A 10,602-nucleotide genomic window follows, 5' to 3' on the forward strand; every position below is an offset into this window, starting at 1 on the left:
CGTAAGTATGAAGTATGAACTTCAGATAGTCGCTTTACTTCCAGGCGCAACAATTGAGCATGTTGGAGCGTCTTCTATCCCTAATGCTGTATCTAAGGGAGACCTAGACATACTTGTTGGCGTTAACGGTAACGATCTAGAAAAAGCAGTGAAGTTACTTTCTACTTTAGGTTTCAACGAAAAATCCAATACGTTAAGAACTCCAGAGCTTTGCATGCTAGAAAATAGCTCAGGTGAAGATGTCGCTTTTCAAGTCATAGCGAATGGCTCAGAATTTGACTTCTTTGTGAGGTTTAGGGACAAGCTCCGTGAAAGCCCTGAGTTGGTTCAACAATACAATGAACTCAAAATGTCTTGTACAGGCTGGATTCACGAAGAGTATCGTCGAAAAAAGTCAGCTTTTATTGAGCGCGTTTTAAGACAGGCATAACAAAGCATTTAAGGCGGATTCCCAACGCTCGGCATTTTTGGTTTGCTTTAACTTTGGTGTTTACGGCATCATACTTTTAGTTCAGTGGCCTGCGTTGCTCACCACTTAATGCGGCGTTATACAAATAGGTGAAAAATTGAAGCTGTACAAATATGTTCCATTTTCAAATGGTTCTAAGAACATCCTATCAAATTGTACTATGAAGTTTTCGTCAGCAGAGGAGTTTAATGATCCATTTGATTGTGTTGTCTCTTATGATGTTGAAAAGTCATTAGAATATGCTTTGTCGAGAACTGATTTACTTGAGAATGCTAAGATGGTTTTTCAAGGGAATGTAGCAGATGAGTGGGCAATGCTCGAGAACCTCAAAAGTTCATTGGTGTCCGGAGATTTTACTGAAAGCATGACCTCAAGTTTTGGTATATGTTCTCTTTCTGAGACTTTTGAAAATATCTTAATGTGGTCACACTATGCGGATAATCATAAAGGTTTTGTTGTAGAGTTTGAAACACCAACAAATTTTGCTGAGTTTTTGGAGACGCCTGAATATTTGTTAATTGCATGGGCTGTGCAGTACAAAAGTGATATGCCCAAGGTGACGATGGGAAAGGCTGATGGTTTTGAGGCTCTAGCTGAGCAATTTCTGGTAAAAGCAAAAGATTGGGAATACGAGCAAGAGCATAGGTGTTTAGCTCATATTACAGGTCCTGGAATACATTCTTTTTATCCGAAGTTGATAACAGGTGTTATTGCCGGAGCTAAAATTTCAGATGCAGATTTGAATGAGTTGCAGCTATTAGTTAAGTCGTTTGAACGTAAACATGACGTAAGTCTATCGTTTAAGCGCGCAGTAAAAGCTAAAGAGCAATATCGGTTAGAATTTGTATAACAATCTGTTTAAGAGTGATTCGCAACGCGTGGCGTTTTTACTATGCGTTACGTTTAGTGTTTAAGGTGATATGCGGGGGCTTCGGTATTGCGTTGCTCACACCTTAACAGGGCGTTATATTGCATAAGATTCAAAGGGTTAAATTATCCGTTTATCTTTGTTCTGTGTTCGAGCTATACACCTGTTCGTCTCGTGAAAGTTGCCATCAAAATGACCATCGCACGTAGAAAGTACGTCGGTTAATTAGCTGCAACGTCACGCAAGTCTCCTCGTTAGTAAGTTTCGCTGGCTCAAGTTCATTTTTCGCGGCTTCTTTATCGTGGGAACTTCATTGAAAGTTGTGGCTTCAGCGCACTTTGTTGTCAGGTTTCTCGCTCGAATTCTTTGTCATTCTGGCTAACTTAACTATTCAAATTTACCTAATTTCGTTTCTTAGCCAAGTGCGTTTTGTTGTCTATGATTGAGTTTCGAACTATCCATTTTACTTCTGAGTCCAAAGCCAGTAGATTTGTAACTAATTCAGCACCTTGGCGCAAAGCTTGGCTCTGTCGTGCGGGCAATATAACAAAGCGTTTAAGACGGACTCCCAACGCTTGGCGGCTTCAGTTTAAAGATATGCATCAGTGTTTATGGCACAATGTCTTGAGTGCAGTGGTAGCGTTGCTCGCCACTTAACGCGGCGTTATGTGCTTTAGAGGAAAATGATGAAAAGTCGACTAATTTTAGCTTTATCTTGCATGGTTTCTATCACTTCTATTGCAGGTGAAAATGCCCCGATAGATTGCGATAATGCTTTAAATACACTCCAAATCAACCAGTGTGCATCAATAGAACTCGAATCAGCAAAAGAAGATCTTTCCAACTATTTGGACGCTAGCTTTGAACATAATTCGTATGACCCAGAATTAGTTAAAGCAATCAAAGTCGCTCAAGTTGACTGGCAGGCATATATGTCATCTCATTGTGATTCTGTATATACGCAATGGCGTGATGGCACAATTCGAGGTGTTATGGCAATTTCATGTAAAACCAAGCTAACCAAACAAAGAACTCATGAAGTTTGGGAGACTTTTTTAACCTACATGGACAGTACTCCTCCAGTGTTACCTGAACCAAAACAGTAGGTTAATCTACCACGCACATAACAAAGCGTTTAAGACGGATTCCCAACGCTTGGCATTTTCGGTTTGATTCAGCTTTAGTGTTTACGGCACAATATTTTAGGTTAGGTGGTAGCGTTGCTCACCACTTAACGCGGCGTTAGCTGGCGATAATTTTCACACACATTGCAAAGATTGGAGGATTCATGAAAGGTAAAGGGAAGTGTTTATGTGGCTCGGTGAAGTTGGAAGTCGAGTACGCTAGTACCGAATTGGCTGCTTGTCATTGTAGTATGTGTAGAACTTGGTCAGGCGGTCCGATGTTAGCTATTGATTGCGCTGATTCAGTTAAAATATCAGGTCAATCAAATGTTGTTAGATATCAGTCATCAGATTGGGCTGAAAGAGGTTTCTGCGGTAAATGTGGTACTCATTTGTTCTACTTTTTAGTGCCAAATAATCAGTACCACCTTCCTGTTGGGCTATTGATGTCAGAGGATGACTACAAGTTAACTCATCAAATATTCATTGATGAAAAGCCCGAATACTACGAATTTAAAAATGAAACACAAAATATGACTGGTGCGGAAGTTTTTGCTCACTTTGAAAGTGGAGAGTAAGCAGCTAACAAGGCATTTAAGAGTGATTCCCAACGCTTGGCATTTTCAGTTCAAGGTTGGGTTTCGTGTTTACGGCGCAATGGTTTAGGTCCGTGGCAGCGTTGCTCACACCTTAATGCGGCGTTAGTTGTCACAGCAATTCGGAGGTATGGTGGTAGATTGGAAAAACGGTCAATTGCTGACGTTGGTTAAAGATCAGATGTCTCAAGAAAAATTTGAGTACTTTGAAGACCAAGTCGCTTCAATTCAATGGAAGCTTAAACTATCTAAGTTCCATGGATATCATGCGACTTTGGTTTCAACGCAAGAAGTAAGTCATGTCGAAAAGTCAGTGTTGGGAGTTGGAAGAGATCCAAGATTGGCGTCATTAGCTCATTTAATAGCTCATGTTCAAACTCTTCACTCTATTGCGGATATTTTTGCTCAAATTATTTGTGCGTGCTTTCCTACAGTCGCACCAAAAAGAGAGCGAGACATAACATTTTACAATGTGTCAAGAAGTCTAAAACTTTCTGAACACGCAAGTTTGCTTAGTGTCAGTAAGGCAGTTGAGCTAGTTAGAGAAAATTCAAAGTTCAAATATGTGGCGGCTCTGGTGAATATAAATAAGCATAGGGTTATTCCAATCAAAAAGTTTAATATGGACTACGAAAATAACATCGCTCAATATATTGTTTCCGAGTTCGAATATGATTGCATTGTGTATCCATCACGCCCGGCTACTGAAGTTTTAGATATATATTTTGAACTTGAAGCTCAATACCTAAATATTGGTGTCGCGATAAATGCAGTGTTGAGCAAAGACAACTAACAAACTGTTTAAGAATGATTCGCAACGCGTGGCATTTTCACTATGCGTTGGTTTTAGTGATTAAGGTGGTATGCGGAAGCTTCGGTATTGCGTTGCTCACACCTTAACAGGGCGTTATGTTACTCATTGAAATTCCGCATAAAACTGGTAATTAGCTCTCATCTTTTGTTGCTCGCTTATCCTAAGCTGTATAGGTCAATCCAACTTGAGGTACTCGCTATGAGCATAGAACGTCATGGAATTACAATAGGTATTGAGCGCATTTGCTYGGAATCTGTTTTAGTGTTTAAGGYTACAGGTAAACTCACTCATAAGGACTATGAAGCAATTGTTCCTGTCTTGGATTCTAGCTTAAAGGGTATCAACTCAAAGCATATAAAAATGTTGGTCGATATTACTGAGTTTTCAGGTTGGGAGCTTCGGGCTGCGTGGGATGATTTTCAGCTTGGGCTAAAGGTCGGCTTTAATATTGAGAAAATAGCCATCTACGGTGATAAGAATTGGCAGGAGCTAGCCGCCAAAATAGGTAGTTGGTTTATATCAGGTGAAATGGAATCATTTGGTAGCTACGAGTCGGCAGTGCAGTGGCTAACTGATTAACATAACAAACAATTTAAGAGTGACTCCTAACGCTTGTCGATTTCACTCTGATTTGAATTTTGTGTTTACGGCGTAATGGTTTAGCCCGGTTTTTATAGCGTTGTCGCACCTTAATTGGGCGTTATGTTTTACATGGGTTTCAATGGCTTAAATGCCTTTTAATCGTTCTTTGCCCCTTTGGGTGTTTGTCCTGAGTAGACTCAGCAAAGTACCATTGTCTGCCCAAGTTCTTGAATCACTTCACCCGTAAAACATGCCAAAGTTCGTGGGTTGCTTCATTCAAGTTTTCGGGTGGTTTGGTCGTCCTGTGTCTCTGGCTCAAAGTCGCTTTGGGCATATTTCTCAATCAGCCAATAACCTTGGCAGTAGTCTCGGCAAATCGCCATTGTTCTGCGCTGCTTTTGCTAAGAAAGGGTGCTTGTTGAAAGCGTATCGAGTTGCCTCATTAGCAGGGAAGTGGACTTACTCGTTTCTGGCTTGGCGCATCTGGCGGTAAAATGAATCCGAGCTTGTGATTTGGTTCAGAAATCTAGGTCTGCAATGCAGTTCTTTGCCAAATAAATCAGTCGTTTGTGTTAAAACATAACAAAGCATTTAAGACGGATTCTCAACGCTTGGCGATTCCAGTCTAGGTCGGCTTTAGTGCTGAATGTGGCAAGGTTTAGGCTGGGTGGTCGCGTTGTTCACCACTTAATGCGGCGTTATGCTCTATTCATAGGAGGTAAGATTAGTGGAAAATCCAAAATTATTTATTTCGTATTGTTGGTCAACTCCAGAGCATGAGCAATGGGTTATCGATTTAGCTACAGAACTTACAGAATCAGGTATCCACGTAATTTTGGATAAGTGGGATCTAAAAGAAGGTCATGATGCTTTCGCTTTTATGGAGAAAATGGTTACAGATCCAGAAATCAAGAAGGTCGCTATGATATGCGATGAAGCTTATGCTTCTCGCGCAGATGGTCGCTCTGGAGGTGTTGGAACAGAAACTCAGATTATTTCTCGCGAAGTTTATGAGGATCAAGAACAAGGTAAATTTGTCGCGGTTATTCCAAATCGTGATGATAATGGACAAGCTTTCTTACCCACTTATTATAAATCAAGAATTTATATAGATCTTAGTGAACCAGACAAGTACTCAGACAACTATGAAAAGCTCCTTCGCTGGATCTATGACAAGCCCTTATTTGTTCGACCTGAAATAGGCAAGAAGCCTTCATTTCTTGATGAGTCGGAGGAGACTGTTTCACTAGGTACTGCAACGATACAGAAACGGACTCTATCTGCAATTAAGGAAAGTAAACCATTCGCATCAGGTGCGTTAGATGAGTACTTGCAGACTTTTTCTTCAAATTTAGAGAGGTTTAGATTAACTGAAGTTCAGGGTGAGTTTGATGATGCAGTTATAGATAGTATTGCAAGTTTTTTACCTTACCGAAATGAATACCTATCAATAATTTTTGCAATATCTCAATATGCTGCAAACGAGACTAACATTCAAAAAATCCATAGATTTTTTGAATCATTGGTACCTTATATGGATAAGCCAAGCCATGTTTCTTCATGGAGAGAAACTGACTTTGACAATTTTAAATTCATTATCCATGAACTTTTTCTGTATACAGTAGCCATCTTAATAAAGAATGAGCAGTTTGAATTAACAGGTAAACTACTTTCTCAGCAATATTATATCGAAGGAAAAGCTCAATATGGTCAAACAGTAATGTTTGAGTATCATATTTTCAGGGAGTATCTAAGATCTTTAGAACACAGGAATAACAGGCTAAAGCTAAATCGTTTATCCGTTCACTCAGATTTACTAAAAGAGCGAGTAAAAGGTTCTGGATTGGAATTTAAACACATAATGCAAGCTGATTTTTTGCTATTTATTAGGGCTGACTTGCATAAAGAAAGTTACTATAACAGGTGGTTTCCAGATACTCTTCTTTACTTAGGTCACTTTAATAACCCTTTTGAAATATTTGCTCGTTCCTCTTCAGTTTCATACTTCGAACAAGTGAAATTAGCATTAGGTATAAGTGATATTAGTGAGTTAGCTAAGCTAATGGAAGTGTATGCTCAAGACTCTCAAAGAGTACCACGCTGGCATTTCGAATCATTTAGTCCTACTGCTTTGTTAGGTTATGAGCATTTAGCAACACGAGCATAACAAACTGTTTAAGAGTGATTCGCAACGCGTGGCATTTTCACCATGCGTTGCGTTTTGTGTTTAAGGTGGTATGCGTTAGCATCGTTATTTTGTTGCTCACACCTTAACAGGGCGTTATATTTTTAATTGAAATCGAGTAAATCATGGATGAATTGAGCCAAGCTTATTTAGATAGTTTTCTGAAGACATTACCCCCTCAAATCGCTGATGAATATACATCTTTCAGTTCTGATTATTACTGTGCTGATGAGTACAACGCGAATTTGTGTGCCGAACTTATTTTACGTGGTGAAAAGCAAGCATCATGCAGTTTAGCTCATTGGTATAAGTTTGAAGGCGAGCTAATGCCAGAGACCGGGCATCTTCAAGTTGTAACTAATTGGGACGGAAAGCCTATTTGTATCGTAGAAATTACGTCAGTATCTGAATGTAAATATAACGAAGTTACACCTGAATTCGCAGCAGCAGAAGGTGAGGGTGATAAAACCTTAAAGTGGTGGCGAAATGCTCACTGGAATTTTTTCTCACGTGAATGTGAAGAGTTAGGCATTGCTCCAAGTGAGGACATGCTATTGATTTTGGAACGCTTTAAGGTCGTCTTTAAATAAAAATCTAACAAACAATTTAAGAGTGACTCCTAACGCTTGGCGATTTCACTCCGGTTTGAGTTTTGTGTTTACGGTGCAATGGTTTAGCTTGGGTGTTGTAGCGTTGTCGCACCTTAATTGGGCGTTATATCACAATCACTAATCATCTAGTCTTTTCATAGCCTTACGGTAAACATCGCTTCGTTCACGTTTGCCTACAGCTAAGACGGTTACTATGATTACGTCATCCTCAACTTTGTATACTAAGCGATAACCTGATTGACGTAGTTTGATTTTATACATGTTATCTGCGCCAGAAAGTTTGGAAGCAGGTATATGTGGGTTGTCTAAACGCTCAATCAGCTTTTTCTTGAATTGCTGTTGTAAAGTCGATCCGAGTTTCTTCCACTCTTTGAGTGCGCTCTTTTTGAAATCAAGCTTATAGGTCATCAATATTTACCGAAATACTCTCTTCTAATTCGCGTTCTTTTGCTATTGTAAGTAGCTCAAGATCTTCGAGTCTGTCCATCATCATTTCGTATGCTTCGGCTGGAACGCAATAGAAGGCGGGTTCATTTCGATTGAGTACAGCAACAGGTTCACCATAAGCGCTAGTAGCAACTTTCATTGGATTTGCTTTTAGTTCAGTTATACTTGCAGCAACATCGGCTAAGATTCTAGTGGTCATTAAATGAGTCCTTTAACTGGTCTTTATAATGGTCATTGTAGCGCATGGTAAAGTGATATAACAAACAATTTAAGAGTGACTCCCAACGCTTGGCGATTTCACTCCGATTTGAAATTTGTGTTTACGGCGCAATGGTTCAGTTTGGGTGTTATAGCGTTGTCGCACCTTAATTGGGCGTTATATTTTATTGGAGTTCATCGTGCTAAACAGAATCGAAGAATGGATTGATTTAACTAATGAAAGGTTTTCTAGTCAACGGCAAAATTGTGCGTTGTTTACGATTGAATTTGCTGGTTTTTACTCTGAAGAGTTTCTAGCTGACTCATATTTTGTAGTCGTTGATAGTATCCCAAAACCAGATTTTCCAGAATTACGCCAAGCGGGTCTAGGTGATTTTCTTGATATGGAAGTCCAAGGCATAACATACAAGAACACTTACTATATTGTTCCGAGTGTCGCTAAGAACTTACGTTTGCATTTTCACGAGTTGGTGCATGTTGCCCAATGGAAGACTTTTGGTGCTATTGGCTTTTTGCAACGCTACATCACCGAGGTTCAAAGTGTTGGTTATAACGAAGCACCGCTAGAGAAGTTAGCATATGCATTTGATCTCCACTTTTCTCAAGGTGGGCAAAAAATTGATGTCCCAAGCTATGTAGAAAGTAAAATATAACAAAGCATTTAAGACGGATTCCCAACGCTCGGCATTTTTGGTTTGCTTCAAAATCGGTGTTTACGGCACAATACTTTGAGTTCGGTGGTCTGCGTTGCTCACCACTTAATGCGGCGTTATATTGCATAAGATTCAAAGGGTTAAATTATTCGTTTATCTTTGTTCTGCGTCCGAGCTACACACCTGTTCGTCTCGTGAAAGTTGCCATCAAAATGACCATCGCACGTAGAAAGAGTGTCGGTTAATTAGCTGCAACGTCACGCAAGTCTTCTCGTTAGTAAGTTTGCTGGCTCATGTTCATTTTGCGCGGCTTCTCTTTCGTGGGGATTTCATTGAAAGTTGTGGCTTCAGCGCACTTTGTCGTCAGGTTTCTCGTTCGAATTCTTTGTCACTTTGGCTAATCGAATGACTCCAATTTTAGCTCATTTCGTTTCTTAGCCAAGTGCGTTTTGTTGTCTATGATTGAGTTTCGAACTATCTGTTTTACTTCTGAGTTCAAAGCCAGTAGATTTGTAACCAATTCAGCACGTTGGCGCTAAACTTGGCTCTGTCGTGCGGGCAATATAACAAACAATTTAAGAGTGACTCCTAACGCTTAGCGAGTTCACTCCGGTTTGAATTTTGTGTTTACGGTGCAATGGTTTAGTTTGGGTGTTATAGCGTTGTCGCACCTTAATTGGGCGTTAGGCCCCACATTTGGGGAATTATCAAAATTTGATATGCTATCTACAATTGTAATTTAATGAATGGACACTATGAATAAACTATTGACGGAGTGCTTTTATTTCTCCAAATCTAATATTAGATCTATTTTCAAACTCTTTGGGCCATATGTGATTATAACATCGCTTCTTAGTCCTTTTATTGAGCTGTTTTATGATTGGGGCAATATTTTCTACCTTGTTTTCGTAAGTTTTCTTCACACTTATTTAATGGTTCGTTTCATCAAGTTTATGGCTTTTTCTGCTTCAGGCTACCCTAAAGAACAAACTGTTTCTTTGAATGAGTGGTGGCGGCTGTTGGTTGTATATTTTTTCTATGGCGTAGCTGTTTTGGCTGGGTTTATTGCACTGATCGTACCGGGCTTATATGTTGCAGCTAAATATGGGTTTGCAGACTTTGAGGCTACTTTAAACGACAAACCGGTATTTTCGGCATTAAACGAAAGCTGGCAAGATACAAAAGGTATAGCTGGTAGGTTAATGATGGTTACTGCATTGATTGGTGGTTCACAAATATTTATAGGTTTCATTTTTGGGCTTGTTGGAGATGCTTCGACACTACTATTCATAGTATCTGAAATTTTGTATGGGCTTATATCAACTAGCTTAATGGTATTCATGTCAGTGGTTTACTTTAGGTTGTATATAGAAGATCGCACGGAACAAGAAGTGTCATTGGAAGGCGAGCCCTAACAAACAATTTAACCTGACTTACAACGCATGGCAGTTTTACTTCTAGTCGGTTTCAGTGATTATTGCGCAGTGCAGAACCACTGTATTGCGTTGCTGCGCAAGTTAATTGGGCGTTAGGCATCAGGAGATAAAATTGAATATTGATAACATTAAAATGCTACCAAACATAATCACAGAAACAAGTGATTTAGAAAGTCAATTCAAGGATTTGTTTGGGTCATCGGAAGCTAGTAATGCTAAAAGTGTTATTTATTTTTTCCGTTCAGTTCGTCCTGTTCCTAGGTTAAGAGGTGAGTCAGATATTCTATATATTGGCAAAACTAAACAATCTATTAAAGGTAGATATCTTCAGTACGCAAAGCATTTAGCGACAGGTTCTAGTGGTTGTTTTTATCGCTATATTATCGATAACTATGGTGGTTTGAGGCTTGGTTTTGTTATTGTCGATAATCCGAATGAAATGGAAAAGTACTACTTCAAAGAGTATCGGGCGGCTTACTTAGAGAACCCTCCGAAATCAAAGGTGGGCTAATGCCTAACAAAGCGTTTAAGACGGATTCCCAACGCTCGGCATTTTTAGTTTGCTTTGAATTTAGTGTTTACGGCACAATACTTTAGG

At 39.5% G+C, this 10,602-nt stretch carries 13 protein-coding genes; 11 read left to right on the plus strand and 2 right to left on the minus strand.

The annotated features are described in order from the left end of the window. Positions 1 to 7: 7 nt before the first annotated feature. From L4C39_RS00075 to L4C39_RS00110, 8 genes are all read left to right on the plus strand, one after another. The gene (locus L4C39_RS00075; protein ID WP_429743709.1) at positions 8 to 430 is read left to right on the plus strand and encodes a GrpB family protein; all 423 of its coding nucleotides are present in this window, start codon (positions 8 to 10) and stop codon (positions 428 to 430) included. A 136-nt stretch (positions 431 to 566) separates the two neighbouring features. Continuing rightward, positions 567 to 1,319: a DUF2971 domain-containing protein gene (locus L4C39_RS00080; RefSeq protein WP_429743695.1), complete on the plus strand. Its 753-nt coding sequence runs from the start codon at positions 567 to 569 to the stop codon at positions 1,317 to 1,319. 704 nt (positions 1,320 to 2,023) lie between these two features. After that, positions 2,024 to 2,443 (plus strand): lysozyme inhibitor LprI family protein, encoded by a 420-nt coding sequence (locus tag L4C39_RS00085; protein ID WP_429743711.1) that lies wholly within the window; start codon positions 2,024 to 2,026, stop codon positions 2,441 to 2,443. A gap of 182 nt (positions 2,444 to 2,625) precedes the next feature. Continuing rightward, complete coding sequence (locus L4C39_RS00090) at positions 2,626 to 3,039, plus strand: GFA family protein (protein WP_429743697.1); 414 nt, start codon at positions 2,626 to 2,628, stop codon at positions 3,037 to 3,039. A gap of 127 nt (positions 3,040 to 3,166) precedes the next feature. Beyond that, on the plus strand, positions 3,167 to 3,850 hold the full coding sequence (locus L4C39_RS00095; RefSeq protein WP_429743699.1) for a hypothetical protein: 684 nt from the start codon (positions 3,167 to 3,169) through the stop codon (positions 3,848 to 3,850). Between the two features lie 219 nt (positions 3,851 to 4,069). Further along, a complete protein-coding gene (locus L4C39_RS00100) occupies positions 4,070 to 4,450 on the plus strand; it encodes a SpoIIAA family protein (protein WP_429743701.1) in 381 nt (126 codons plus the stop codon). 730 nt (positions 4,451 to 5,180) lie between these two features. Continuing rightward, positions 5,181 to 6,620 carry a toll/interleukin-1 receptor domain-containing protein gene (locus tag L4C39_RS00105; protein WP_429743703.1) on the plus strand — a complete coding sequence of 480 codons (1,440 nt, stop codon included), beginning with the start codon at positions 5,181 to 5,183 and terminating at the stop codon, positions 6,618 to 6,620. Positions 6,621 to 6,763: 143 nt separating this feature from the next. Then, positions 6,764 to 7,228 carry an ASCH domain-containing protein gene (locus L4C39_RS00110; RefSeq protein ID WP_429743705.1) on the plus strand — a complete coding sequence of 155 codons (465 nt, stop codon included), beginning with the start codon at positions 6,764 to 6,766 and terminating at the stop codon, positions 7,226 to 7,228. 138 nt (positions 7,229 to 7,366) lie between these two features. Here the strand turns inward: L4C39_RS00110 and L4C39_RS00115 are convergent, their stop codons facing one another. Both L4C39_RS00115 and L4C39_RS00120 read right to left on the minus strand, forming a co-directional pair. Further along, positions 7,367 to 7,657 (minus strand): type II toxin-antitoxin system RelE family toxin, encoded by a 291-nt coding sequence (locus L4C39_RS00115; RefSeq protein WP_053302227.1) that lies wholly within the window; start codon positions 7,655 to 7,657, stop codon positions 7,367 to 7,369. Then, complete coding sequence (locus L4C39_RS00120; RefSeq protein WP_171757608.1) at positions 7,647 to 7,895, minus strand: type II toxin-antitoxin system Phd/YefM family antitoxin; 249 nt, start codon at positions 7,893 to 7,895, stop codon at positions 7,647 to 7,649. Before L4C39_RS00120 ends, L4C39_RS00115 begins: the two co-directional genes overlap by 11 nt. Positions 7,896 to 8,094: 199 nt before the next feature. Here L4C39_RS00120 and L4C39_RS00125 point away from each other — a divergent pair, with 199 nt between their 5' ends. The 3 genes from L4C39_RS00125 (at position 8,095) to L4C39_RS00135 (ending at position 10,515) form a co-directional block, all read left to right on the plus strand. Then, on the plus strand, positions 8,095 to 8,568 hold the full coding sequence (locus L4C39_RS00125) for a hypothetical protein (protein WP_429743706.1): 474 nt from the start codon (positions 8,095 to 8,097) through the stop codon (positions 8,566 to 8,568). A gap of 755 nt (positions 8,569 to 9,323) precedes the next feature. After that, complete coding sequence (locus L4C39_RS00130) at positions 9,324 to 9,983, plus strand: hypothetical protein (RefSeq protein WP_429743708.1); 660 nt, start codon at positions 9,324 to 9,326, stop codon at positions 9,981 to 9,983. A gap of 133 nt (positions 9,984 to 10,116) precedes the next feature. Further along, positions 10,117 to 10,515 (plus strand): hypothetical protein, encoded by a 399-nt coding sequence (locus L4C39_RS00135; RefSeq protein ID WP_017053853.1) that lies wholly within the window; start codon positions 10,117 to 10,119, stop codon positions 10,513 to 10,515. Positions 10,516 to 10,602 lie beyond the last annotated feature (87 nt).

Origin of the sequence: Vibrio clamense, from assembly GCF_050337905.1 — a bacterium.
Classification (GTDB): Bacteria; Pseudomonadota; Gammaproteobacteria; order Enterobacterales; family Vibrionaceae; genus Vibrio; species Vibrio cortegadensis.

Coding starts and splice junctions, on each gene's coding strand:
- L4C39_RS00075 (WP_429743709.1), top strand. CDS start 8: ATGAAGTATGAACTTCAGATAGTCGCTTTACTTCCAGGCGCAACAATT.
- L4C39_RS00115 (WP_053302227.1), bottom strand. CDS start 7,657: ATGACCTATAAGCTTGATTTCAAAAAGAGCGCACTCAAAGAGTGGAAG.
- L4C39_RS00130 (WP_429743708.1), top strand. CDS start 9,324: ATGAATAAACTATTGACGGAGTGCTTTTATTTCTCCAAATCTAATATT.
- L4C39_RS00090 (WP_429743697.1), top strand. CDS start 2,626: ATGAAAGGTAAAGGGAAGTGTTTATGTGGCTCGGTGAAGTTGGAAGTC.
- L4C39_RS00110 (WP_429743705.1), top strand. CDS start 6,764: ATGGATGAATTGAGCCAAGCTTATTTAGATAGTTTTCTGAAGACATTA.
- L4C39_RS00120 (WP_171757608.1), bottom strand. CDS start 7,895: ATGACCACTAGAATCTTAGCCGATGTTGCTGCAAGTATAACTGAACTA.
- L4C39_RS00085 (WP_429743711.1), top strand. CDS start 2,024: ATGAAAAGTCGACTAATTTTAGCTTTATCTTGCATGGTTTCTATCACT.